Source organism: Thioclava sp. F34-6, from assembly GCF_002213235.1.
Classification (GTDB): Bacteria; Pseudomonadota; Alphaproteobacteria; order Rhodobacterales; family Rhodobacteraceae; genus Thioclava; species Thioclava nitratireducens.
Window position 1 is genome coordinate 58,727 of record NZ_NBOA01000007.1, and the last position, 24,664, is coordinate 83,390.

Annotated in this window: 27 protein-coding genes; 12 read left to right on the forward strand and 15 right to left on the reverse strand. The window is 64.8% G+C overall.

Annotated features, from left to right (window positions below):
- Positions 1-25 precede the first annotated feature (25 nt).
- From ccmE to B6V72_RS15215, 3 genes are all read left to right on the forward strand, one after another.
- On the forward strand, positions 26-469 hold the full coding sequence (gene ccmE / locus B6V72_RS15205; RefSeq protein WP_078522044.1) for a cytochrome c maturation protein CcmE: 444 nt from the start codon (positions 26-28) through the stop codon (positions 467-469).
- A gap of 85 nt (positions 470-554) precedes the next feature.
- Positions 555-1,166 carry a holin-associated N-acetylmuramidase gene (locus tag B6V72_RS15210; protein ID WP_088735932.1) on the forward strand — a complete coding sequence of 204 codons (612 nt, stop codon included), beginning with the start codon at positions 555-557 and terminating at the stop codon, positions 1,164-1,166.
- Positions 1,157-1,651, forward strand: a complete 495-nt coding sequence (locus B6V72_RS15215) for a holin family protein (protein ID WP_088735933.1) — start codon at positions 1,157-1,159, stop codon at positions 1,649-1,651. Before B6V72_RS15210 ends, B6V72_RS15215 begins: the two co-directional genes overlap by 10 nt.
- 141 nt (positions 1,652-1,792) lie before the next feature.
- Here B6V72_RS15215 and metG read toward each other — a convergent pair whose 3' ends face one another.
- Positions 1,793-3,502: a methionine--tRNA ligase gene (gene metG / locus B6V72_RS15220; protein WP_088735934.1), complete on the reverse strand. Its 1,710-nt coding sequence runs from the start codon at positions 3,500-3,502 to the stop codon at positions 1,793-1,795.
- Positions 3,503-3,750: 248 nt separating this feature from the next.
- Here metG and B6V72_RS15225 point away from each other — a divergent pair, with 248 nt between their 5' ends.
- Positions 3,751-4,485 carry a YoaK family protein gene (locus B6V72_RS15225; RefSeq protein WP_168173060.1) on the forward strand — a complete coding sequence of 245 codons (735 nt, stop codon included), beginning with the start codon at positions 3,751-3,753 and terminating at the stop codon, positions 4,483-4,485.
- A gap of 83 nt (positions 4,486-4,568) precedes the next feature.
- Here B6V72_RS15225 and rpmE read toward each other — a convergent pair whose 3' ends face one another.
- The 10 genes from rpmE to B6V72_RS15275 all read right to left on the reverse strand — a co-directional run bounded on the left by rpmE (position 4,569) and on the right by B6V72_RS15275 (position 11,231).
- Entirely contained in the window at positions 4,569-4,790 is a 222-nt protein-coding gene (gene rpmE / locus B6V72_RS15230; protein WP_075775805.1) for a 50S ribosomal protein L31, read from the reverse strand.
- Between the two features lie 11 nt (positions 4,791-4,801).
- Complete coding sequence (gene rplS / locus B6V72_RS15235; protein ID WP_075775806.1) at positions 4,802-5,179, reverse strand: 50S ribosomal protein L19; 378 nt, start codon at positions 5,177-5,179, stop codon at positions 4,802-4,804.
- 279 nt (positions 5,180-5,458) lie between these two features.
- Positions 5,459-6,292 carry a tRNA (guanosine(37)-N1)-methyltransferase TrmD gene (gene trmD / locus B6V72_RS15240; protein WP_088735936.1) on the reverse strand — a complete coding sequence of 278 codons (834 nt, stop codon included), beginning with the start codon at positions 6,290-6,292 and terminating at the stop codon, positions 5,459-5,461.
- Entirely contained in the window at positions 6,285-7,100 is an 816-nt protein-coding gene (locus B6V72_RS15245; protein ID WP_088735937.1) for a hypothetical protein, read from the reverse strand. The genes trmD and B6V72_RS15245 overlap by 8 nt, the downstream gene beginning before the upstream one ends.
- 4 nt (positions 7,101-7,104) lie before the next feature.
- Positions 7,105-7,611 (reverse strand): ribosome maturation factor RimM, encoded by a 507-nt coding sequence (gene rimM / locus B6V72_RS15250; protein WP_075775809.1) that lies wholly within the window; start codon positions 7,609-7,611, stop codon positions 7,105-7,107.
- Between the two features lie 83 nt (positions 7,612-7,694).
- Positions 7,695-8,066, reverse strand: coding sequence for a 30S ribosomal protein S16 (gene rpsP, locus B6V72_RS15255; RefSeq protein WP_075775810.1), 372 nt, complete (start codon positions 8,064-8,066; stop codon positions 7,695-7,697).
- 45 nt (positions 8,067-8,111) lie between these two features.
- On the reverse strand, positions 8,112-8,408 hold the full coding sequence (locus B6V72_RS15260; RefSeq protein WP_078522032.1) for a chorismate mutase: 297 nt from the start codon (positions 8,406-8,408) through the stop codon (positions 8,112-8,114).
- Positions 8,405-8,947: a GNAT family N-acetyltransferase gene (locus tag B6V72_RS15265; RefSeq protein ID WP_088736055.1), complete on the reverse strand. Its 543-nt coding sequence runs from the start codon at positions 8,945-8,947 to the stop codon at positions 8,405-8,407. Before B6V72_RS15265 ends, B6V72_RS15260 begins: the two co-directional genes overlap by 4 nt.
- 5 nt (positions 8,948-8,952) lie before the next feature.
- Positions 8,953-10,452, reverse strand: a complete 1,500-nt coding sequence (gene ffh / locus B6V72_RS15270) for a signal recognition particle protein (protein ID WP_088735938.1) — start codon at positions 10,450-10,452, stop codon at positions 8,953-8,955.
- 206 nt (positions 10,453-10,658) lie between these two features.
- Complete coding sequence (locus B6V72_RS15275) at positions 10,659-11,231, reverse strand: NAD(P)H-dependent oxidoreductase (protein WP_075775813.1); 573 nt, start codon at positions 11,229-11,231, stop codon at positions 10,659-10,661.
- Between the two features lie 122 nt (positions 11,232-11,353).
- Between B6V72_RS15275 and B6V72_RS15280 the strand changes: the two genes are divergently transcribed.
- Entirely contained in the window at positions 11,354-12,250 is an 897-nt protein-coding gene (locus tag B6V72_RS15280) for a LysR family transcriptional regulator (protein ID WP_075775814.1), read from the forward strand.
- Between the two features lies 1 nt (position 12,251).
- On the opposite strand, the gene B6V72_RS15285 is transcribed toward B6V72_RS15280, so the two are convergent.
- Genes B6V72_RS15285 through B6V72_RS15300 form a run of 4 tightly spaced genes read right to left on the reverse strand, consistent with a single transcriptional unit; the run spans position 12,252 to position 17,121 of the window.
- Positions 12,252-13,451 carry an OpgC domain-containing protein gene (locus tag B6V72_RS15285; protein ID WP_088735939.1) on the reverse strand — a complete coding sequence of 400 codons (1,200 nt, stop codon included), beginning with the start codon at positions 13,449-13,451 and terminating at the stop codon, positions 12,252-12,254.
- Positions 13,444-15,258, reverse strand: coding sequence for a glucans biosynthesis glucosyltransferase MdoH (mdoH, locus tag B6V72_RS15290; protein ID WP_088735940.1), 1,815 nt, complete (start codon positions 15,256-15,258; stop codon positions 13,444-13,446). The genes B6V72_RS15285 and mdoH overlap by 8 nt, the downstream gene beginning before the upstream one ends.
- Position 15,259: 1 nt before the next feature.
- Entirely contained in the window at positions 15,260-15,472 is a 213-nt protein-coding gene (locus tag B6V72_RS15295) for a hypothetical protein (protein WP_088725573.1), read from the reverse strand.
- Positions 15,469-17,121, reverse strand: a complete 1,653-nt coding sequence (locus B6V72_RS15300; RefSeq protein ID WP_088735941.1) for a glucan biosynthesis protein G — start codon at positions 17,119-17,121, stop codon at positions 15,469-15,471. Before B6V72_RS15300 ends, B6V72_RS15295 begins: the two co-directional genes overlap by 4 nt.
- A 416-nt stretch (positions 17,122-17,537) precedes the next feature.
- Here B6V72_RS15300 and B6V72_RS15305 point away from each other — a divergent pair, with 416 nt between their 5' ends.
- From B6V72_RS15305 to B6V72_RS15335, 7 genes are all read left to right on the forward strand, one after another.
- On the forward strand, positions 17,538-20,534 hold the full coding sequence (locus tag B6V72_RS15305; RefSeq protein ID WP_088725575.1) for a monovalent cation/H+ antiporter subunit A: 2,997 nt from the start codon (positions 17,538-17,540) through the stop codon (positions 20,532-20,534).
- Complete coding sequence (locus tag B6V72_RS15310; RefSeq protein ID WP_088722908.1) at positions 20,534-20,872, forward strand: Na+/H+ antiporter subunit C; 339 nt, start codon at positions 20,534-20,536, stop codon at positions 20,870-20,872. Before B6V72_RS15305 ends, B6V72_RS15310 begins: the two co-directional genes overlap by 1 nt.
- Positions 20,872-22,584: a monovalent cation/H+ antiporter subunit D gene (locus B6V72_RS15315; protein ID WP_088736056.1), complete on the forward strand. Its 1,713-nt coding sequence runs from the start codon at positions 20,872-20,874 to the stop codon at positions 22,582-22,584. Before B6V72_RS15310 ends, B6V72_RS15315 begins: the two co-directional genes overlap by 1 nt.
- A gap of 13 nt (positions 22,585-22,597) precedes the next feature.
- Positions 22,598-23,089: a Na+/H+ antiporter subunit E gene (locus tag B6V72_RS15320; protein ID WP_075776007.1), complete on the forward strand. Its 492-nt coding sequence runs from the start codon at positions 22,598-22,600 to the stop codon at positions 23,087-23,089.
- The gene (locus B6V72_RS15325) at positions 23,086-23,355 is read left to right on the forward strand and encodes a K+/H+ antiporter subunit F (protein WP_075775821.1); all 270 of its coding nucleotides are present in this window, start codon (positions 23,086-23,088) and stop codon (positions 23,353-23,355) included. The genes B6V72_RS15320 and B6V72_RS15325 overlap by 4 nt, the downstream gene beginning before the upstream one ends.
- Positions 23,356-23,362: 7 nt before the next feature.
- A complete protein-coding gene (locus B6V72_RS15330; protein ID WP_075775822.1) occupies positions 23,363-23,779 on the forward strand; it encodes a Na+/H+ antiporter subunit G in 417 nt (138 codons plus the stop codon).
- 98 nt (positions 23,780-23,877) lie between these two features.
- Positions 23,878-24,606: a sterol desaturase family protein gene (locus tag B6V72_RS15335; protein WP_240496990.1), complete on the forward strand. Its 729-nt coding sequence runs from the start codon at positions 23,878-23,880 to the stop codon at positions 24,604-24,606.
- Positions 24,607-24,664 lie beyond the last annotated feature (58 nt).

Here is a 24,664-nt window from a genome sequence, read left to right on the forward strand (position 1 = left end):
AAACGGCATCTCAGGAGGCGAAGAGATGAAGAGTCTGAAGAAGAAACGTCGTATCCAGGTGCTCAGCGTGGCGGCGCTGGCCTTGGTGATCGCGACCGGCACGATCGGGTACTCGATGCGGAGCGGCATCAACTTCTTCCGTGCACCTTCGCAGCTTGCCACCGAACCGCCGCAGCCCGGCGAAGTCTTCCGCCTTGGCGGGCTGGTCGAGAAGGGCTCGCTCAAGCGCGGTCAGGGCGAGGTCATCGAATTCAAGGTCACCGATGGCGGCGCGACCGTCCCGGTGAAATTCGCGGGCGTCCTGCCGGACCTCTTCAAAGAGGGACAAGGCATGATCGGCACGGGCAAGATGGAAGGGGATACGTTCGTGGCCTCGGAAATCCTCGCCAAGCATGACGAGAACTACATGCCCAAGGAAGTCGTCGACGCGCTGAAGGAGCAGGGCGTCTACGAGGGCCCGTCCTCCTGATCCCCACCCCGGCGAACGCTCGCTTGCAGCACTGTTAACCGCACGGCCCGAGCCTGCCTGACGTTGTCATCAACGGAGGCAGGCCATGAAATCGGTCACCCAGATCGCGGCGGAGATCGTCGCGCGCGAAGGCGGTTACGTCGATGATCCGGACGATCCGGGCGGTGCGACCAAGCACGGCGTCACGCTCGGAACCCTGCGCCGGTTGGGGCGCGATCTGACCGGCGATGGCCGGGTGGACGAGATGGATGTCCGCGCGCTCGACCCCGCGCAGGCTGCCGAGATCTTCATCGAGCATTACTACAAGGGTCCGCGTATCGACCGGCTGCCACCCTCGGTGCAGGCCTCGGTCTTCGACATGTATGTGAATGCAGGCGGCAACGCGGTGGTGATCCTGCAGCGTCTGCTGGGCGACATGGGTCAGCGTGTCGTGGTGGACGGGATCATCGGCCCGCAGACCATCGCCGCCGCCGAACTCGCAGATGCGGCCGCGCCCGGCTATTTCGCCGATGCCTACGGGATCGCGCGGCGCAATTACTACTACCGGCTCGCCGATGCGCGCCCGGCCAGCCGAAAATACGCCACGACACGAGCGGGCGCGAAGGGCGGCTGGATCCGCCGCGCCGAGGAATTCATTTCCCCACGCTTTCGCCTTACCGAGGGCGAGCATCGCAAGCGGGTGGCGAAATGGGTGTGATCGAAAAACTGCTCGGCGGTGCGGGCACGGTGAAGGCAGCAGGCGAGGCCGCCAGTTCGGTGGCGGAGGTCTTCGTGCCCAATGCCACGAAGAAGCTCGAGGCTGCGCAGGCCGCCTACCTTGCGGCGCTGCAGGAACACGGCGCCGAGTTCGAATATATCCGACCCGGTCGCTTCGATCGCATCGTGAACGGCCTCAACCGCCTGCCGCGCCCGGTGCTCGCTTTCGGGATCGTGGGGCTTTTTGTCTATGCAATGGTCGACCCGGTCGGCTTCGCGCAACGGATGGTCGGGCTGAGCTACGTGCCCGAGCCGCTTTGGTGGCTTCTGGGCGCGGTGGTCAGTTTCTATTTCGGCGCGCGCGAGGCGCATTACTTCCGGATGAAGAAGGTGCCGGCGGTGCCTCCCGCAGAGCTCGCGACTCCTCCGGACGAGGAAAACGCGGCGCTTTCGGCGTGGCGGTCTGGCGAGAAACAGAACGGGTAGGGGGCGCTGCCCCCGCGCCCTGCGGGAACTCCCCCGGGATATTTGAGGCAGTTGGAAGAGGGTAGGTCTTTGCTTCCAATTGCCGGAAATATCCCGGGGTGAATTCGCGAAAGCGAAGAGGGGCGGAGCCCCTGATGCGCCTCAGTCGCGGGTGCCTGCGAAGCGTTCCTGCCACTCTTCGCGCTCGTCATCCGTGATCTTGCGGAAGAGCACCTCGGGCGTGGTGAAGGCATGGCCTGCGGGCAGCGCCTCGAGCGCGGATTTTACGTCGCCCGGCCAGCCGCGATCTTCGTCGCCCATCGCCTCGAGCATGATCTTCGCCGCATCGGGAATGAAGGGCGCCGAGAGCACCGCGTAGATCGGGATCAGGTTGAGCGCGAGCCGTGCGATGGCCGCCGCCTGATCGGGGTCGGTCTTGAACACCGACCACGGTGCCGACGCCTGCAGGTACTCGTTGCCCGCGACCCAGATCCCGCGCAGCTCCATCGCCGCCTTGCGGATATCCTTCTCTTCCATATGCGTCTCGTAGGCGCGGATGCGGGTGGTCAGATCTTCGATCAGGGCCGCTTCCTGCTCGCCCCAGCTGCCGCCTTCCGGGATCGCCTCGCCGAATTTCGAGCGGGTGAACTTGGTGATCCGGCTGACGAAGTTGCCCAGCACATCGGCGAGGTCCTTGTTCGCCGAGACCTGGAAATTCTCCCAGGTGAATTCGGCATCCGCGCTTTCGGGTGCGTGGGACAGTAGCCACCAGCGCCAGTAATCGGCGGGCAGAAGCTCCAGCGCCTGATCCATGAAGACGCCACGACCGCGCGAGGTCGAGAACTGGCCGCCATCGTAGTTCAGGTAATTGAACGACTTGATGTAATCGACGAGCTTCCACGGCTCGCCCGAGCCGAGGATCGTCGCGGGGAACGAGAGCGTGTGGAAGGGCACGTTATCCTTGCCCATGAACTGGGTGTAGGTGACGTCTTCCGCGCCCTTGTCGGTGCGCCACCAGCGCTCCCAATCGCCGCCCGTCTTCTCGGTCCATTCCTCGGTCGCGGCGATATATTCGATCGGCGCGTCGAACCATACGTAGAAGACCTTGCCTTCCATGCCCGACCACGGCGCGCCCTCGAATTGCGCGGGCACGCCCCAGCTGAGATCGCGAGTGATGCCGCGATCCTGCAGCCCGTCGCCGTCATGGAGCCATTTCTTCGCGATCGAGGTGGTCAGCACCGGCCAGTCGGTCTTGCTGTCGATCCACGCATCGAGCTGATCTTTCATCGCCGACTGGCGCAGGAAGAGGTGCTTGGTCTCGCGCATCTCCAGATCGGTCGAACCCGAGATCGTCGAATGTGGGTTGATCAGGTCGACCGGATCGAGCTGCTTGGTGCAGTTGTCGCATTGGTCGCCGCGCGCGCTCTCGAAGCCGCAATTGGGGCAGGTGCCCTCGATATAGCGGTCGGGCAGAAAGCGCCCGTCGGCCTTGGAATACATCTGGGTTTCCGAGACTTCGCGGATCAGCCCGGCCTCGGCCAGCTTAACGGCGAAATGCTGCGTCAGGCGATGGTTTTGCGGGCTCGACGAGCGCCCGAAGTGATCGAAGCTGAGGCGGAAGCCTTCCGCGATCTTCGCCTGCACCTCGTGCATCTCGGCGCAATACTCGGCGACCGGCTTGCCCGCTTTCGCTGCGGCCAGTTCGGCGGGGGTGCCGTGCTCGTCGGTGGCGCAGATGAACATCACCTCGTTGCCTCGCGCGCGCTGGTAGCGGGCGAAGAGATCAGCCGGCAGCTGCGAGCCCACGAGATTGCCGAGGTGCTTGATGCCGTTGATATAGGGAATGGCCGAGGTAATGAGATGGCGCGCCATGTAGGACCCTCTTGCTGTGGAGCGTTTGGGCGCGGGTTTACTAGGGAATCATGCGAAGGGCTAGGGGGGAGCGCCGAGACACGCCCGCTTGCGGCTTTGCGATCAGTCGAGGGTGTAGACCTTGCCGATCGCGCCACCGGTTTCGCGCCATGTCTCGGTGTCGGCGCGCTGATAAAAGGCGAGTGCAAAGAGGGCGCGCACGTCCAAGACTTGCTTTTGCGCGGGTGGCGTCGATAGTCGGGGCGAGAGTGCAAAAGCGTGGGGGGCAGGCGGTGCTGATACATGCCGGAGACGATCGGAGCGTTTCGATCGACCTCGCGCTGGCGGTCTGGTTGTCGCTGGTCGCGGGTGCGGTGAATGCGGCCGGGTTCCGGGCGCTCGGCTATTTCTCGGCCAACATGACCGGGAATGTCTCGACCGCGACCGACCTGCTCGCGCTGGGGCGGTTCGGCACGGCGATCTGGTTCCTGCTGCTGCTTCTGGCTTTCGTCTTCGGCGCCTTTGCGTCTGGCGTGCTGATCGATGTCGGGCAGCGCCGGCGGTTGCACGGGATCTACGCGCTGTCGATCCTTCTGGAAGCTGGACTGCTGATCGTGCTGACGATCCTGGACATGGTCTGGGCCGCGGCGATGAGCGAGCATCTGATGATGATCGGCCTCAGCTTCCTGATGGGGCTGCAGAACGCAGCGAGCACGAAGATCTCGGACGGGCGGGTGCGCACGAGCCATGTGTCCGGCATCGCGACCGATCTGGGGCTGGAGCTTGCGGCGCTATTGCCGGGCGCGCGCGATGCGGAAACCGGGCAGGTGCTGCGATCGCGGCTCCTGCTGCATGTCGCGACGCTGTGTTCCTTCTTCGCGGGCGGCATCGCAGGCGTGCTGGGATATGAGCGGATCGGCCCGATGGTCTTCGCGCTGGCGGCGGCGCTGCTGATCGTCATCGCCGTACCGGAACTGCGCAAGGTCTATCGCGGGGGGCGGTGAAAGCCGTGTCCCCGCGATGGTGGAGGGAATGAAAAAGGGCGCCCGCAAGGCGCCCTTTTCCGTAACAGTCATGCAGCTCAAGCTTAGAAACCGAGGCCGGCATACTTGTTCTTGAACTTCGACACGCGGCCACCGGTGTCCATGAGGCGCGACGAACCGCCGTTCCACGCCGGGTGCGAGGTCGGGTCGATGTCGAGGGTGAGGGTGTCGCCCTCGGAGCCCCAGGTCGAGCGGGTCTGGTATTCGGTCCCGTCGGTCATCTTGACGGTGATCGTGTGGTAGTCGGGATGGGTATCGGCTTTCATGGTCCCGCTCCTTATTTCGCAGCTTTGGGCTTGTAGTGGGTGTCTTCGGCGATACGAGCCGACTTACCGCGACGGGCGCGCAGGTAGTACAGCTTGGCGCGACGCACACGGCCACGGCGGACCACTTCGATCGAGTCGATGTTGGTCGAATAGAGCGGGAACACACGCTCCACGCCTTCGCCGAAGGAGATCTTGCGCACGGTGAACGAAGCCGCCAGCGTGTCGCCGCCCTTGCGCGAGATGCAGACGCCTTCATAGGCCTGCACGCGCGAACGGGTGCCTTCGGTCACTTTGTAGCCGACGCGAATGGTGTCACCGGCTTTGAAATCCGGGATGGTCTTGTTGAGCTCGGCGATTTGTTCCGCCTCGAGCTGTGCGATCAGGTTCATCGCAACGTCCTTTCACATGCTCACGGTTTGTCCCGTGAAGGTTTCGCCGCCTCAGAGCTCCGCGTCTTCATCGGGTCCGGTCGCCTTTTCAGGGTCGCGCCCGCGGGAGATTTCAGGTCGTCTTTCGCTTTTTCGCCCTTCGCCGGTGCCGTGTCGCGGACCGAAGAAGGCTCCGCCGGGCAACAGCAAAAGGGTCCGAGGGCCGATTCCGGTCCGGACCCGCGCGTATTACGGGGAAATGGGGTGTGGATCAAGCCTGTTTTATAGGGGCGCGCGGGATCAGCTGGATGAATCGTCGTTTGAGGGAAGCCCCCGCTTCTCCCACAAATCCGGCCGTCGTTCCTGCGTGAGTTTCTCGCTCATCTCGCGGCGCCAGTCTTCGATCTTCTTGTGGTTGCCCGAGGTCAGCACTTCGGGGATCGAGCGGCCTTCCCATTCGGCGGGGCGGGTGTATTGGGGGTGCTCCAGCAATCCGCTGGAATGGCTTTCCTCCACCGCGCTCTCGGCATTGCCCAGCACGCCCGGCAGCAGCCGCACGGTGGCGTCGATCAGCACTTGGGCGGCCACCTCGCCACCCGTCAGGACGAAATCGCCGATCGAGACTTCCTCGACGCCGAAATGTTCCAGCACACGCTCGTCCACGCCCTCGAACCGCCCGCACAAAAGGGTCATGCCGTCGGCCTCGGCAAAGCGACGCGCCATCTCCTGCGTCAGCGGCTTGCCGCGCGGCGAGAGATAGACGACCGGCCAGCGCGCGCGGTCGGGCGGCGTGCCGCGGGCGGCCTGCTTGAGCGCCTCGCCCACCACATCGGCGCGCAGCACCATCCCAGCGCCGCCGCCGGCGGGCGTGTCGTCGACGTTGCGGTGCTTGCCGATGCCGAAGGGGCGTAGGTCGATCGTCTCAAGCGCCCAGAGACCCAGATCGCGAGCGCGGCCCAGAAGGCTCAGACCCAGCGTGCCGGGGAAGGCCTCAGGGAAGAGCGTGACGATCTTCGCGGTCCACGCGCCTTTCAGCCGCAGCGGCTCGTCCATCAGCGAGCTGGGCTTGCGCGTCGGCGAGATCGTCAGGCGGCCATGCGACTTGGTCGCGAGCTTGGGTTTGTCGTCACTCATCGGATTTCGCCTCTGCCTCTTCGCGCCATGCCGCTCGCAATATGGCGCGCTTTTTCTCTTTTGTGGCCTCGCGCGGCAACCCTTCGGCGTTGATCGCGGCGAGTTGGTCGGCCAGCGCCGCCCGATCCACCCGCCGCGGGCGCGCGTTGGCCGTGGTCCCGACGCCAAGCGACGCGCGAATTTCGGGGGGCACGCCCATCAGATCAAGAAGCGGCGTCAGCGGGCCGTGAGGATTATCGCGGGCTTCGTCGAGCATGACCCAGTTCACCGGGAAGGGCGCCACGGCGCTTACGATCTCACGCAGAACGGGGGCGAGATCGAAGCCCGACAGTCGGGTGCGAAAGGTGTCGAGCGAGTCCGTCAGCATGCCGCTGCGCACGTGCTGCCAATGCAGGCTGTCGATCCATGCGGTCTTCTCGCGGGTGGTCAGAAACAGCTGCAACTCCAGCGCGTCTTCGTATTTCGCGCGGAACATCTCGGCCAGCGCGCCCATCAGGGCTGGCGTGGCGGAATAGTCCAGCACGCCATCGCGCCCCGGCATGTGGCCTGCGAGCCCTTCGATCGAGATCACGGCTTGCCTGGTGTCTTCGGGGAGGGCATCGGCCCAACTGGCGAGCGCGGCCTGATAGAGCCCCAACTCGAACGGGTCCCGCGTCAGCGAATAGGCACGGGCGGCGGCGGCCGCGTCGGGAATGTCTTCGCGCAGCGCAATCACCCAATCGGGCAGATTGGCGCTGACTTCGCGCAGTCCGGTCTGGATCGTGGAGGTGCCGGTCTTGTGAAAGCCCGGATGGACGATCACACGCATCCGATTACAGATCCTCGGGCGGATCGACGACGATACGCTGCGCGGCGAGATCCACGGTCGGCACGATGGCCTTGGTGAAGGGCAGTAGCAGCGCCTGTTTGCGCCCGGGCGCGTAGATTTCGAGAATGTCACCCGCGCCGTGATTGTGGACCGCGCGCACGGTGCCGATCTTGGCGCCGCCGGTGTCCACCACCGTCAGCCCGATCAGGTCGGCATGATAGAATTCGTCGTCAGGAAGCGAGGGCAGTTTGTCGCGGTCGGCCCAGAGGGTCGTGCCCCGCAGCGCATCGGCCTCTTCCTTCGTGGCCACGCCCGACAGCCGTGCGCCAAGCCCGTTCTTCAGGCCCCGCGTCAGCGTCACGTCGAACTGGCGTGCGCCGTCTTCGGTATAAAGCGGGGCATAGCCTGCGATATCCTCGGGTTCGGCGCAGAAACTCTTGAGGCGCACTTCGCCCTGCACGCCGAAAGCTCCGGCAATGGCACCCACGCAGACGCGTTCGGGTTGGGTCATGATGCGATCCTCTGTGCTAGATCGGATGGGGCAGGGGCCGGGCACATATCGCGCCCGGCCCACCAGCCATCCATAGCTGCCGATTATTCTTCGGCGGGTGCTTCTTCGGCGTTCGCCTCGGCGGCCTTGGCGGCACGCTGTTCGGCGCGCTCCTGGGCTTTCTTGCCCGGAACGGCTTTCTTCATGTTGGCGCGGGTCGCCTTGCTGCGCTCGCCAGCGGCTTCGAGGAAGCGCGCGATGCGGTCGGTCGGCTGTGCGCCCTGATCGAGCCAGTACTTCACGCGCTCGATGTTCATTTTCACGCGGTCTTCGCTGTCCTTCGGGAGCAGCGGGTTGTAGGTGCCCAGCTTCTCGAGGAAGCGGCCGTCACGCGGCATGCGCGAGTCGGTAGCGACGATCGAATAGAACGGACGCTTCTTGGAGCCCCCACGGGCGAGGCGGATTTTCATAGCCATGTCAGTTGTCTCCTTTGGATGGCTGGTGATGGGCCGGATGGCCCGTCATTTCTGGAATTTCTCGTGATGCCGGATCACTTCCGAAATCACGAAATTGAGGAACTTCTTCGCGAATTCCGGGTCGAGCCCGGAATCGCTCGCCAGCTTTTCGAGCCGGGCGATCTGCTTGGCCTCCCGATCGGGATCGGAGGGCGGAAGGTCGTGCTCTGCCTTCAGCTTGCCGACGGCCTGCGTCTGGGCAAAGCGTTCGGCAAGCGTGTAGATCATCACCGCATCGAGCCGGTCGATGCTGTCGCGATGCTCTTTCAGCAACTCAGCGGCACGGGTGGTTGCATCGCTCATGCGGCGACCTCCTTCGGGGCGGGGTGGCGCCAGACGACGATCGGCGGCTCCCCGGGATAGGCGGCCTGCGGGTCGGGGCGCGCGCCCAGACGCTCGGCCAGCGCGGTCGAACGGGTGTTGTTCGGGTCGATATAGCTGACAGCGGTGGACCATTTCAGGTCGCGGAACGCATGAGCGATCACCGCGCGCGCAGCCTCGGCCACGTAGCCCTTGCCCTCGGCCTCCTGCGACCAGACCGACCAAGCGATCTCGGCCTCGGGCCAGCTCTCTGGCATCCAGGGGCCGAGCGCCCCGAAACCCTGATCCGAGCCGCGCTCGGTCATCACGAACATGCCCCAGCCGCGCAGGACCCAATGGCCGGCGATCGCCGCGAAGCTGCGCCATGCGGCTTCCGGGGTCGGCTCTTTCACCGGGCGGAACCAGTGGCTGCGCTCGGACATGTAGAAATCGCGCCATGCCGCCCAATCCGCAGCCTTCGGGGCGCGGAGCACGAGACGCTCGGTCTCGAGAACAGGCGTGGGGGACAGCGCGACGGTCATCTCGATCACTTCTTCTTGCCGAAGCCCGACAGGCCCGGCGGCAACGCGCCGCCCAGACCGGGCATGCCGCCCTTGGGCATCTTGCCGCCCATCGCCTTGGCGGCGGCTTCGACCTCGGACGGATCCATGTTTGCCAGATCCGGCGCGCCGCCGCCTTTGCCGCCCATCATCTTCATCGCCTGTTTCATCATGCCGCCCTTGCCCATCTTCGAGAGCTTCTTCATCGAGTCGGACATCTGGCGATGCATCTTCAGCAGCTTGTTGAGATCGGACACTTCGAGGCCCGCGCCCGCCGCGATCCTCTTCTTGCGGCTCGCCTGAAGGATCTGCGGGTTGGCGCGCTCCTTCTTGGTCATCGAGTTGATGAGCGCGATCTGGTGGCTGATCGTCTTGTCATTCAGCCCGGCGTCTTCCGCCTGCTTGGCGTATTTCGACATGCCCGGCATCATGCCCATGACGCCCTGCATCCCGCCCATCTTGATCATCTGCTCAAGCTGGTTCTTCATGTCGTTCATGTTGAACAGGCCCTTCTGGAAGCGCTTGGCCATGCGCTCCGCCTGTTCCTGTTCCAGCGTTTCCTGCGCGCGCTCCACGAGGGCGACGATGTCGCCCATGCCGAGGATGCGGCCCGCGATACGCTCGGCCTCGAAGGTCTCGAGCGCGTCCATTTTCTCGCCCAGACCCACGAAGCGGATCGGCTTGCCGGTGACCGCGCGCATCGAGAGCGCCGCACCACCACGACCGTCGCCGTCCATCCGGGTCAGCACGACGCCCGAGACGCCGACCTTCTCGTCGAACTCGGTCGCGACGTTCACGGCATCCTGACCGGTCAGGCCATCGACGACGAGGAGCGTCTCACGCGGGTTTGCGACATCGCGCACCGCCTGAACCTCGTCCATAAGCACTTCGTCGATATGCAGACGTCCCGCGGTGTCGAGCATGTAGACGTCATAGCCGCCGAGCGTCGCTTGCTGCTTGGCGCGCTTGGCGATCTGCACGGCGCTTTCGCCCTTCACGATCGGCAGCGTGTCGACACCGATCTGGGTGCCGAGGATCTGCAGCTGCTCCATTGCCGCCGGGCGGTTGGTGTCGAGCGACGCCATCAGCACGCGCTTGCCTTCGCGGTCCTTGAGACGTTTGGCGAGCTTGGCGGTGGTGGTGGTCTTACCCGAGCCCTGAAGACCGACCATCAGGATCGGCGCGGGCGGGTTGTCGATCTTCAGCGCATCGGCAGGCTCTTCGCCCGCGAGCATCTTGATCAGCTCGTCATGAACGATCTTGACGACCTGCTGGCCCGGCGTGACCGATTTGGTGACCGCGGCGCCGGTGGCCTTGCCCTCGACCGATTTGATGAACTGACGGGCGACCGGCAGCGAAACGTCAGCTTCGAGAAGCGCGACGCGCACTTCGCGCATGGCTGTTTTCACGTCATCGGCGGAAAGCGCACCTTGTTTGGTCAGCCGGTCGAAGACGCCGCCTAGGCGCTCGGATAGACTTTCGAACATGGGCCACCCTCCTGTGATTGGGGCCGGGACAAACGACAAGCGCACCAGTGGGCGCAACGCGCTGACTGGTGGCGATCCCGACCTCATGCCGGGACCGGAGGGATTCGTCCTCCGGGGAAATCTCGCGTGAACTATGACAAAGGCCCCGCGGAGTCAACCACGGGGCCAGTCGGGGGAGGTAGGGAACGTCTTTGCAGACTGGGGGATCAGGCTGCGAGCTCGATGATCTGGGTCTCGGCCTTGGCGATCGCCGCCGCCTCGTCGAGGTTCACGCCTTCGGCTGCGACCACGGTCACGTCGGTGATGCCGATGAAGCCCAGAACCTGCTTGATGTAGGGCGTCGCGAAATCGAAGGCGGAGCCCTGCGGCACGCCGCCCGAGGAGTAGGCGATGATGACGCGCTTCGGGCCGGCGAGGCCTTCGGGGCCGGCATCGGTGTAGCGGAAGGTCTCGCCCACGCGGCAGACCATGTCGATCCAGTGCTTGAGCGGACCGGTGACGCCGAAGTTGTAGACGCCGCAGCCAATGACGATCGTGTCGGCGGCCTTGAGTTCGGCGATCAGCTCGTCGGACAGGGCGAGCAGCTCTTTCTGCTCGTCGCTGCGCTGGTCGGCCGGGGTATAGGCTGCGCCGATCCATGCACCGTCGATGGCGGGAATGGCGGTCGCGTCGCGGGCGGTGACGTCGCCGCCGATCCGCTCCACGATCTTGTCCGTGAGGCGTTTGGAGATCGACGCGTCGCCTTTGATGGAGCTGTCGATACGAAGGGTCTTGGTCATGGGGAGGACTCCGTAAAACGTGTTCGATGTGGGGTCGTGATTTTGTTCTGCGCCTTACTTGTCCCTTGCAATCCAGAACGCAACGGGCATGATCGAGCAGATTATGTTCACGGGCGCACAGCATGAGCTTTGACAGTTGGGATGAAATCCGTACCGCGTTTCACGTGGCGCGGATCGGCACCGTTTCGGGTGCAGCGGAGGTTTTGGGCGTTCACCACGCGACGGTGATCCGTCATGTCGACGCGTTGGAAGACAAGCTGGGCACGAAGCTGTTCCAGCGCCATCCGCGCGGTTACACGCCGACCGAAGCGGGGCAGCAACTGCTCTCCGTGGGTCAGGCGACCGAGGACCAGTTCAGCCAACTCGCCGCCCGGATCGCGGGCGCGGGCGACGAAGTCACGGGCGAGCTGATCGTGACGTCGCTGACTGCGGTTTCGGTGCTGGTGCTGCCCGCGATGGAAAAGCTTCTGGGCGAATATCCCGGGCTGCGGCTGCGCTATCTGACCGATCAGCGCGTGTTCCGGCTGGAATATGGCGAGGCGCATGTCGCGATCCGCGCCGGCAACCGCCCGACCGAGCCCGACAACGTCGTGCAGTCGCTGGGCCGGATGCAGAATGCGCTCTATGCGAGCCACGCCTATGTCGAGCGCTTCGGGATTCCGCGCTCGAAGGAAGAACTCGCAAAGCATCGCTTCGTGTCGAACGACAACCGCGACAGCCGCGCGCCGTTCTACCGCTGGCTGCGCGACAACGTCCCCGACGAGCAGGTCGTGTTTCGCGCGAACGAGCACGAGAGCCAGGTCGATGCGATCAAGGCGGGTCTGGGCTTGGGCTTCCTGACCGTGCCGATGGGTCGCGCCGATCCGACGCTCGAAGAGGTGGTGAAGCCCTATGATACCTGGGACACCAACCTGTGGCTGGTGACCCATGTCGATCTGCACCGGACGCCGAAGGTTCAGGCCGCCGTGAAGGCGATCAAGGAACAGGCGGCGCGCTCGGACGGTCTGATCCTGAACTGAGCTATTCTGCGGCGTGCAGCCGCCGGACCGGAGCGGGCGCAGGCTCTGTCTCGTCGCGGGCCTTCCGTCGCCGGGCCACAGCCTTCGCGCCGAAATTGTCGCGCCCGTAGGCGAAGGCGAATTGCAGCGCGAGCCCGCCGAAGATCAGAACGCTGTCCTGCCAGATCCCGCCCGGATGCACCTGCTTCACCGTCTGGCCCGCGATCGCCAGCACCGTGCCGAGCGCGAAGATCGGCAGCGAGTGACGGCCCAGCATCCGGATCGGCTCCAGCACGCGCGCCTCGGCGATGCGCGGGACGATCCCCGGCAGCGACAGGATGTAGGCGAGCGCCAGCAGGTGCGACAGGCGCGGCAGCGACACGAATGTCTTGTCGAAGCCCGCGATGAAGAAGGGCACGTTCCACTGGCGCAACTGCCAGACCGCGTGGCCAAAATTCTTAAGCATCCAGTCGTTGTGAACCCACACGAAGGTCAGTGCCAGCCAGCCCGCCGCAAGCGCGATGATCCAGCCTTTCACAGGCACGAGCCGCTTGCCTTGGCGCAGCGAAAGGCCCGTCAGGATGCCGAGGCTGAACACCAGTTGCCACGCCAGCGGGTTGAAGAACCAGCCGCCTTCCATCGGGTAGTTCGGCAGGTTCAGCCGGAACAGCCCCGTCGCCGCCCAAAGCCCGACCGAGGTCGCCAGCAGCGCCAATTTGCTGCGCTGACCGATCCGGATCAGCGCGGGCGCCATCAAGAGAAGCGCCATATACATCGGCAGGATGTTCACATAGCCCAGCTGGTGACCCAGCGTCGCGATCCCGATCAGGAAGCCAAACGGGTCTGTGCCATAGATCTTCATCGCGTTCTTGGACAGCATCGCCTCGTTGCCCCAGAACTGCACGGCGGCCGAGACGATGGCGATCGCCCAGACGGCGGTCAGGATATGCACGAGATAGAGGAGCCACGCCCGGCCCCAGAGCCGCGACGTGCCTTCCCAGCTCAGCCCCTTGGCCAGCGCCGGACCGTAAGCCAGCGCGGCGGCAAGGCCGGACATGAAGACGAAACCCTCCGCCGCATCCGAGAAGCCCAGATTGCGGGAGGTGAAGTTCTCGTAGAGATTGCCCGGGATGTGATCGATATAGATCATCACCAGCGCGAGGCCGCGGAACAGGTCGATCCGCAGGTCGCGCCCGGGTTTCATCAGCGCGATGTTACGCATGTGCGGGGCTCCGGTGAGGGGCGTCCGCGAAACCGGCGCGGTCGCCCTCGGGGGCCGGGAAAGCGTTTTCCCAGCGGGTGAAGATCGCGTCGTGCAGACGCAGGATGCGGGGCGTCTCGATCTCGCTCGGCACCAGCATCAGCTGCGAGCGCGACGGCTGCGACGACCACGAGATCAGCCACGGCGCGGCGATCATCGGCAGACCGACCGGCAGCAGCCAGAACAGCAGGCCGGGCGCGAGCCACCACGTGACGGCAAGGCCCGCAGCACCGATGGCGACAATCCACCACGCCGCGTTGAACCCGTCGGCCACGCTCAGCCGTCCGTCGCCGCGGTTATTGGTGGGCCAGCCGCCATCCGCTCCGAACAGCACCTGAAAGACCGAACGCGTGGCGAAGGCCAGCAGCACCGGGGCCGTGAGCGAGGAGAAGAGCAGCTCGCTCAGCGTCGAAGCGAAGGCGAGGTTGCCGCCGCCGAAGCCGCGCGCCGTGCCGTTCATCGCGGCGCGCGCGGCGATCAGCAGTTTCGGCACCAGCAGCAGGCCGAAGATGCCGATCGCGAGGCCGATCGCCTTCGAGGCCTCCGACGGCGGGAAATAGGGGAAGGGCCAATAGGGCTCGGGGAAGTAATCCGGCGGCGGCACGAACAGGGGCGCCGCGATGGAGGCAACGAGAAATCCCAGCCAGAACAGCGGCGCGATATAGGCCATGATGCCCTGCGCAAAGACGAACCGCGACCAGCCACGCAGCCCCGGCGCGCCGATGATGCGCGCATGTTGCAGGTTGCCCTGACACCAGCGGCGGTCGCGCTTGGCATGATCAACGATATTCTCCGGGCCTTCCTCGAAGGAGCCCTCCAGATCGTCGTCGAGCCGCACAAGCCAGCCGTTGCGCGCCAGAAGTGCCGCCTCGACATAGTCGTGGCTCATCACATGCCCGCCGAAGGGCGGTTGCCCCCTCAGCGCGGGCAGGCCGCAGCTTTCGGCGAAAGCGCGGGTGCGCACGATGGCGTTGTGGCCCCAGAACGGGCCGGTCTTGCCCTGCAGCATCGCCAGGCCACGCGCGAAGACGGGCGAGAAGAAGCTGGCCGAGAATTGCATCGCCCGAGCGAAGCGCGAGCGCCCCCGCACGACTTTCGGCAGGGTCTGCAGCAGGCCAAGGAGGGGCTCGGCCTCGATCCGACGGATCATCTGCAGGATCGTCTCTCCTTCCATCAGGCTGTCGGCATCGAGGATCAGCGCGAAATCATAGGCCGCGCCGGAACGGGTAATGAAATCCTCGATATTGCCCGCTTTCTTGCCCACGTTGTTGGTGCGGCGGCGATAGAAGAACCGGCCAAGCGCGTCGCGCTCTTCCACGAGATGGGCGAAGACCTGCAGTTCGCGATGGGCGATGTCGTCCTTGCGGGTGTCCGAGAGGATCGCGAAATGGACCTCCGCGTCGTCGTCGGTCGCGGCGAGCGAGGCATCCATCGCGGCCACGCGCGAGAAGGTGGAGACCGGGTCTTCGTTATAGACCGGCACCAGCACGACCGTGCGCCCTTGGATCCGCGCATGGGGGTCCACCCGCGTCGGTGGTTCTGCACGCGAAGTGAGGCCGATCAGTGCCTGCACAGCGCCCCAGGCGAGCCAGAGCGTCGAGATCAGGATCAGCAGCGCGCGCACCACGTCGAGCGTCTGCAGCCCATCGGCCTGCCCGAACTGGATGAACAGTACGAAGGCGCCGATGCCCGCAAGCGCAGCAAGCCCGAGCGCCAGAGCGCGCAGGCCGATCAGCAATGCGCCACGGGGGCGCGCTAGCGCGGACATGTCAGGTGCCTTCCCCGACCGGGCGGCGGGTCAGCATCCGGGCGAGCCGGGTACTCAGCCGAAGATCGGGTTCGATCTGTTGCGCAGGCATGGACATCGGGGCGACCGGCAGCGCGGCGGGCCCCTCAACGAGGTCTTCGGGGGACAGTCGGCGCAGGGCGCTCGGCTGGTCGGTCAGCGCCGGCACGGCCGGCAGCTTCAGGTGTGATTTCATGCTTTGGTCCACTGATAGAGCCAGGTCTCGGATAGGTTCCGTCCAAAACCGGCTAGTGTCGCAGAGAGTTCCACCGGCGCTTCGCCATCGGCGGAAATATCCAGAACGAGACGCCAGACATTGTCCTGCTCGACCTTCGACAGGGCTTGAGTCACGATCTTGCCCTTGTTCGCGTGGGTGACCGGCTTGATCTCGTCGACAGCCGATGCGGGGAGGCGCGAAATCTCTCCGCCTTTGAAATCAATGACGAATTTCCGGGTTCCCTTAGTGTTCTCGACGCCCGACACGCCGCCGGTTCCGGCCCATGTCTGGTTGACATAGGCGCGTTGATCGCTCGGATCGGGGGGAAGGTCGCCCCATTCGAGGCGATAGGCGAATTCCAGCGCATCGCCTGCTTTTGCCGGAGCTTCGGGCACCCAGAACGCGACGATATTGTCGTTCACCTCGAGTTTCGAGGGAATCTCGACCAGGCGAACCATGCCCTTGCCCCAGTCGCCCTGCGGCGTCACGCGGACCGAGGGGCGACGCTCGTAACGGGCCGAAGCGTCCTGATAGTGATCGAACTCGCGCTCGCGCTGATAAAGACCGAAGCTCTTCGGCGCGCTCTCCGCGAAATAGGAGGAGGCGAGCGTGTCGGGGTTCTGCAGCGGCCGCCACAGCTTGTCGCCATCGGCCTGCTCGATCGCCAGCCCGTCGCTGTCATGCACGCGCGGGCGGTAATCGTCGAAATCGTGCCGGTTGCGCGGTCCGTAGAGGAACATAGAGGTCAGCGGCGCCACGCCGAGCTGCTGGATGTCCTCGCGGATGAAGAGGCGTGCGGTCACGTCGACCGCGGTCGCCTCGCCGGGCGTGATGACGAACTTGAAGGCCCCCGTCAGCGAGGCCGAATGCATCTCTGCGAAGACGGTGATCGAGTTCGCGCCCGAGGTCGGCGTCTCGACCCAGAACTGGGTGAAGCGCGGGAATTCCTCGGCGACCGAGACGCCGGTATTCACCGCCAGCCCGCGCGCGGAGAGCCCGTAGGCCGAGCCGCGCCCGAGCGCGCGGAAATAGGATGCGCCCTGAAACGCGATCAACTCGTCCATGACATCGGGGCGGTTGATCGGCGTATTCAGCCGGAAGCCCGCGATTCCCGGCAGATCGGCATGTTCGGGAACGATCTTGCGCGCTTTGCTTTGATAGATGAAATCGTCGGTCGAGAAGGTCATCGGGCGCGCTTGCCCGTTCTCGACGCTGGAGAGATGCACCGGCTCCTTGAAGAGCCAGCCCAGATGGAAGGCCTGCAACTCGAAACGCGTGTCCTCGATATTCTCGAAGCGCGACTTGTCCGGGTCGAAGCGGATCATCCGGTAGCTGTCGTAATCCAGCTTGCTCAGGAAATCGGCCGAACTGGTTTCCGGCGGGACAGCTTCGCCCTTGGCGGCTTTCTGCATCCGCGCCGCGAGATCGTCGAAGGAAAACGGCGATTGCTGCGGTGCGGCGGGAGCCGGGGCAGGGGCGGTCGAGGGCTCGGCCGGGGCGGCGCTATCTTGCGCGAGCGCATGGTTCGGCCAGCCTCCCGTGGCGCCGAGCGCGCCAAAAGCGGAACCGGCGGCGAGGAGCTGACGGCGGGAGAGGCGGGGCACTTGCACAGTGCGGGAATGAGACATCTGTTTCCCTGCGATTACAGTCGCTTCGCGCGGCCTCACAAGGGCCGTGCTGCAATTTGCATATCCACATGACTTGAAAAACTGCAAGAGGCGAAGCGAGGCCGCTGGGGCGGACAGGGCCGAGCCATGCGATTCTCGCATAACACCGCCCATCCATGCATCGAAAAGCGCAATTTCCCGCCGATTCCGCGACATTTCCGCCGCAGATTGCTGCGCCTGCAAAGGGCGCCGCGCGGGCGGGTCGCTGTCGCATTCGGGCGGCACCGGCACAATGCCTTGCGATTCTGGTCAGGAAACGTCTTCGTGAAGCTTGACAGCCATGCCCCCTGTGCGCAGGTAAAGTAAAGCTTGCGCGGGGGGAGAGTGCGGTCGCATCCATCGCCCCAAGGCCCGCCAGAGAACGGACCGGAGAGAAGATGTCGCCTGCCCTGATCGCCGCTTTGCCCTTCCTGGGCGCAGCCATGCCGTCGATCCTGATCCGCACCGGACGCACCAATGCCGCAGCGGTTTCAGCCCTGTTCACGGGGCTTGCGCTGCTTGGGTTGTTGCTCAACCTGCCGACCGTGATGGCGGGGGGTGTCGTTGAGACGAAGATCGACTGGCTGCCTTGGCTGGGCCTGAACGTGAATTTCTGGATCGACGGTCTGGGGATGCTCTTCGCGACACTGATCCTCGGGATCGGGTTGCTGATCATCCTCTACGCGCGGTTCTACCTGTCGAACAGGGACCCGGTTGGCCAGTTCTACACTTACCTGCTTCTGTTCCAGGGCGCGATGGTGGGGATCGTGCTGTCCGACAACATCCTGCTGCTGCTGATCTTCTGGGAGCTGACCTCGCTTAGCTCCTTCCTGCTCATCGGCTATTGGAAGCACCTGCCCGCGGGCCGTCAGGGCGCGCGCATGGCGCTGACCGTGACCGGCTTGGGCGGGCTCTCGATGATCGCGGGGATGCTGATCCTCGGAAATATCGCGGGCAGCTACGACATCTCCGAGATCCTGAAGCACAAGGACGCGATTCAGGCGAGCCCCTATTACATCCCGGCCCTGCTCCTGATCCTCGGCGGTGCGTTCACCAAATCCGCGCAATTTCCGTTCCATTTCTGGCTGCCGCACGCGATGGCCGCGCCGACGCCGGTCTCGGCCTATCTACATTCTGCGACGATGGTGAAGGCGGGGCTGTTCCTGATGGCGCGGATGTGGCCGGTGCTCTCGGGCACGCCGGAATGGTTCTACATCGTGGCGAGCGTGGGCCTGATCACCATGCTGATCGCCGCCAAGATCGCGATCTTCAAACATGACATGAAGGCGTTGCTGGCTTTCTCGACCGTCTCGCATCTTGGCCTGATCACCTTCATGCTGGGGCTGGGGACAGAGGCCGGTGCGCTGGCCGCCGTCTTCCACATCATCAACCATGCGACCTTCAAGGCGGCGCTTTTCATGTCGGCGGGCATCGTCGATCACGAGGCGGGCACGCGCGACCTCACCCGCGTCTCGGGGCTGCGCAAGCTGATGCCGATCACCTTCGTGATCGCGACCATCGCCGCGCTGTCCATGGCCGGAATTCCGCTGTTCAACGGCTTCTTGTCGAAAGAGATGATGCTGGAAGCCGCCGCCCATACCAAATGGCTCGAAAATGTCTGGCTGATCCCGGTTCTGGCGACCGTCGCGGCGCTGTTCTCGGCCACCTATGCCTTCCGCTTCATCAGCCACGGCTTCTTCGGCCCGCCGCCGCAGGATCTGCCGAAGACCCCGCATGATCCGCCTTTCGGCATGTGGATCAGCCCTGCCTTCCTGTCCTTCCTTGTGATCGCGATCGGCCTGTTTCCGATGGCGGTGGCGGGCGGCTATGTCCAGATGGCGACCAATGCGGTCGTCGGTGGCGGCTATCACATGCACGAGCTGAAGATCTGGCATGGCGTCACGCCGGCGTTGATCATGTCGGCCATCGCGGTCGCCGGCGGTATCGCGTTGCTTGCTGCGCATCGTCCCTTCCAGCGCCTCTGGGACACCACGCCGCGTCCCGAGGCCAAGGCGATGTTCGACTGGGTGATTGCGCGCGCGCAGGGTCTGGCGGGCTGGATCACGCAGGCGCTGCATAACGGTGCGATGGCGCGTTACCTGATGCTGTTCACGATCACCTCGGTCGGCGTCGGTCTTTACGCCTTCACGAGCGGCACGCTGGGCCCCCAGACGCGGGCGCTGACGCCGGTGAACGGAGCTGCGGTAACCTCGTGGCTGCTGTTGCTGACCGCGACGATGTGCATCGTCGCCTTCCATCACAACCGCATCCTCGCGCTGGTGCTGATCGGGATCGTCGGCCTGACCGTCTCGGTCTCCTTCATCTTCCTGTCCGCACCCGATCTCGCGCTGACGCAGATCTCGGTGGAGGTCGTGACGACGGTGCTGATGCTTCTGGCGCTGAACTTCCTGCCGAAGATCACCTCGATCGAGTCGAGCCGGATGAAGATCAGCTTCGATGTGGTGCTCTCGGTCGTGGCGGGCGTCGCGGTTTCGGGGCTGATCTACGCGCTGCTGACCCGCGATTTCGCCTTCCCGACGATGTCCGGCTACATGCTCGACAACAGCTACAACCTCGCGGGCGGGGATAACGTGGTGAACGTGATCCTCGTGGACTTCCGTGGCTACGATACGTTTGGCGAGATCACGGTGCTCGGCATCGCCGCGCTGGTGATCTTCGCGCTGACCGAGGCGCTGCTGCAGGGCGCCTCGTCGCGCAAGCTGATCGCATGGCGGCCCGACGTGCCGCGCGGCGGCGACAAGCACCCGCTGATGCTGCTGATCGTGACGCGGGTGATGATGCCGATCGCACTGGTCGTGGGCCTGTATATCTTCCTGCGCGGCCATAATGCGCCCGGTGGTGGCTTCATCGCCGGTCTGGTGATCGCGATCGCGCTGGTCACGCAATACATGGCCTCGGGCTTTGCGTGGACGCAGGCGCGCCAAAAGGTCTATTACCACGTGCTGATCGCGTCCGGCGTGCTGGTCGCAGGGATCACCGGGGCAGGGGCCTTCTTCAACGACATGCCCTTCCTGACCTCCGATTTCGGCTACGTGAAACTGCCCGGCCTAGACAAGTTCGAGCTGGCGACGGCGGCGGGCTTCGACCTTGGCGTCTTCCTTGGCGTCGTGGGCTCGGTGATGCTGGCGCTTGGCGGTTTGTCGCGCCTCGCACGCCGTGCCGCTATGGGTGAGGAAGGCGGCGAGGACGGTGCGCATATCGCCGCCGAGAAACCTGAAGCCCGCGTGCTCGCGCCACTCTCGGCCGGGCCATATCCACCCGACGCCAAAGTGCCCCGCCGCTGGTGGAAGACCGCCCGCGCCGCGCGCGAAGCCACCCAGCACGAACGTGACATCGTGCACGAGAACAAGAAGAACCACGGGGGCGATCACTGATGGAAGTGCTCGTTGCATCGGCCATCGGCGTGCTGACCGCCGCCGGCATCTACATGATCCTGCGTCTGCGCACCTTCCCCGTGGTGGTGGGCATGTCGCTGCTGTCCTACGCGGTGAACGTCTTCCTGTTCGCCACCGGTCGTCTGGTGATCAACCAGCCGCCGATCCTGCGCGAGGGCGTGACTTCCTATACCGACCCGATCCCGCAGGCGCTGGTGCTGACCGCGATCGTGATCTCCTTCGGGATGACGGCGGTGGTCGTTATGCTCGCGCTTGGCGCCTTCATCGAGGCGGGCAATGACCGCATTGACCTCGAGGAAGAGGAGGACGGCCGATGATGGAACATTGGATCATCGCGCCTGTCCTGATCCCGGCGATGCTCGCACCGCTGATCGTGCTGTGGATGCGCTACGATCTGGTCACGCAGCGCGTGGCCTCGATCCTCGGCATGTCGGCGCTGGTCGTGCTGGCGATCGTGCTCATGATCTCGGCTTCGATGAACCCGCCCGAGGTCTACCGCCTCGGTAACTGGGAGCCGCCGTACGGCATCGTGCTGGTCCTCGACCGGCTGTCGGCGCTGATGCTGCTGCTGACCTCGATCCTCGGCCTCGTGATCGTGCTCTATGCGATAGGCTCGGGCTGGGACAAGCGCGGCTGGCATTTCCACTCGCTGATGCAGTTCCAGATGATGGGGATCAACGGTGCCTTCCTGACGGGCGACGCGTTCAACCTGTTCGTCTTCTTCGAGGTTCTGCTGATCGCCTCCTACGGTCTGATGATCCATGGAGGCGGGCGCGCGCGGCTGAAATCGGGCGTGCAATATGTCGTCTACAACCTCGCGGGCTCGACGCTGTTCCTGTTCGCGCTGGGTACGATCTACGCGACGGCGGGCACGCTCAACATGGCGGATCTCGCGGTGAAGGTCGCGCAGATGCCGGTCGATCAGACGGCGCTGATCAAGGTCGGCGCGGCGCTGCTGATGGTGGTCTTCGCGGTCAAGGCGGCGCTGGTGCCGCTGCAATTCTGGCTTCCCGCGACCTATACCAACGCGCCCGGCCCGGTGGCGGCGTTGTTCGCGATCATGACCAAGGTGGGCACCTACGCGATCGTTCGCGTCTACACGCTGATCTTTCCGATCACCGGCACCACCGGCACGCTTGCGCATGACATCCTGCTGCCCGCCGCGTTCCTGACGCTGGCGATCGGGATGATCGGTATTTTCGGGGCGCGCGATCTGGGTCGCACGGTCGCCTATGCGGTGATCGGTTCAGTCGGCACGATGATGCTGGGCTTCGCGCAGTTCACCCAAGGGGCGACCTCCGCAGGTCTCTACTACATGGTTCACTCGACGTTGGTGGCCGCGGCGATGTTCCTGATCGCCGATCTCGTGCGCGAGCGGCGCGGCCGTTGGGGGCTCGGCTATACCGATGCGCCTCTGATGAAGAACCACGGGCTGATGGCCGGGATGTTCTTCGTGGGCGCGATCGCGATGGCGGGGATGCCGCCGCTGTCGGGCTTCCTTGGCAAGCTGATGATCCTCGACGTGACGCGCGGCCAATGGGCGCTCTGGGCCACGGTTCTCGTGACCTCGCTGATCGCCATCGTGGGCTATGCCCGGGCGGGTAGCCAGGTGTTCTGGCGTTCCTACGCCGTCGAGGCCGAGGAGGACGAGCTGCCGGCCGGGCCTAAGGATGCGAGCGCGCCGGGCCTCGCCTTCACCGCGACCGGTATCCTGCTGGCGGGCTCCGTGGCGCTGACCGTGCTGGCCGGACCTGCGAGCAACTGGCTGCAGGGCACCGCCGCGCAACTCTTCACGCCGTCGCAATATATCGACGCGGTTCTCGCGGGCGCCGAAGAACGCGCGCAGGAGGCGGCGAAGGTCGGCGCGCATGAGCATGGCCATATGGAAGTGAGCGAGGAGATGCAGGCGGAGGACGGGCATGGTGGCGACACCGGTGTCGCGGACCCGCACGCTGCCGACGGTCAACCGGCCGGTCAGACCGACACCCACAGCGAGACGGGGCAGGATGCCCCCGCCGCGACGCATTGAGGGGAGCAAAGATATGATCCGCAAGATCCTTCCCCACCCCTACCTGACCGTCACGCTGGTGATGGTCTGGCTGATGCTGGCCAATAGCTACACGCTCAACTCGCTGGTCTTCGCGATCCTCGTGGGGCTCGTGATCCCGTGGATCACCGCACCCTACTGGCCCGCGCGCCCGAGTTTCGCGAAGCCGCTGAAGATCATCGAGTACATCTTCATCGTGATCTGGGATATCATCGTCGCGAATATCACGGTGGCGAAGATCGTCCTCTTCATGCCCAATTCCAAGCTGCACCCCGCCTGGGTCTCTGTGCCGCTCGACATTGTCACGCCCGAGGCGGTGACGGTGCTGGCGGGCACGATCACGATGACGCCCGGAACGCTGACGGCGGAACTGGCCGCCGACGGTCACTCGCTGCTGGTCCACGCGCTGCACGCGCCGGATGCCGATGAGGTGCGCGACGAGATCAAGTCCCGCTACGAGGCCCGCCTGAAGGAGATTTTCGAATGATCACCTATGCCCTGATCTTCGCCATCGCCTGCTATTCGATGGCGCTTCTGTTCAACCTCTTCCGGGTCGTCAAGGCGCCCGGCGTGACCGACCGGGTTCTGGCGCTCGACACGATGGCGATCAACGCGATCGCGATGATCGTGCTCTTCGGCATCTGGGAGGGGACCGCGCTCTTCTTCGAGGCGTCGATCCTCTACGCGATGACGGGCTTCGTGGCGACGGTTTCCTTCGCCAAGTTCATCCTGCGCGGCGACATTATCGAGTGAGGGCGAGATGGAACTGTTCTGGGATATCCTGATTTCAGCGCTGCTCGTGATCGGTGGCATCTTTGGCCTCGTCGGTAGCTTCGGCCTGGTCAAACTGCCCGACCCGATGACCCGGCTGCATGCGCCCACCAAGGCCGCGACGCTGGGCGTGGGCGCGATCCTGATCGCCTCGATGGTCTGGTTCGCGGTGAAGCAGGGCCACGTGACCCTGCACGAGCTGATGGTCACCATCTTCATCTTCCTGACGGCCCCGATCACGGCGCATTTCATCTCGAAGGCGAATATCTTCCGCGATTGGCCGCCCGAGAAACTGCCGAAACCCGCCGGCGAGGGCGACTGGGCGGTGCATACCGCCGATGCCGATACCTCGAAAGGCGAGCTGGCGGTCGAGCGGGAAAAGAACATCCCGCACGAGAACGACTGACGCCCTGACGCCGCGAAATGCTTTGACGTGGGCGTAAGCCGTGGCAGGCTGATCTCCGGAGGAGATTTCGGGAGACTTTTGCGATGCGGATGCGGCTGATGCTGTCCCATCTGTCGATCTGGGTGATGATCGCAGTCGTCGCTGCGGCGCTCTACTGGACCGCGCAGGGACCGTGGTGGCTCTGGGCGGTCGCGCTGCTCGGGATCCCGGCGCAGATGCTCAACGAATACGGGCTTCATCGCTACATCTTCCACATGACGCCCCCGAAACGGCAATGGGCCTTCAACTGGCTCTACCGGGTGCATTACGGACACCACGAATTCCCGACCTGTTGGCCGCTTCTGTTTGCGCCGCTCTCGGTGATCGTGCCGGTGCTCGTGGGCAATACCGCGCTTCTCTGGGCGGTGCTGGCGCTGATCGGCGCGCCCCATGCGTTCGACATCGCCGTGGCCGTCGTGCCGCTGGGTGGAGCCGCCACCTTCCTCGCTTATGAATGGTTCCACACCACCGCTCATGTGACGGTGAAGAAGACCGCGATCGAGCGGCATGTCTCGACGCTGCACAACCAGCACCATTTCCGCGACTTCTCGAAATGGTTCCACGTCACGGCAGGGGGCGAGGTGATCGACCGGCTGATGGGCACCGCGATTTCGCGCGATCAGCTCAAGACACAAAGCCGCGTCGAGTTCATCCGGACCCTCGGCCTGCGCCCCGATGATCCGCGCCTGATCGCGGCACGGGAGAAATTCGCGCCGCGCTTCGGGATCACCGAGGCCGAAGTCTCGCGGGCGGGTCATGTCGGAGGGGGCGCTGCCCCCGCGCGCTGACGCGCGCCCCCCGGGATATTTGGACAAGCCCGAAAAAGCGCGCGGTCTGCCTCTTCGG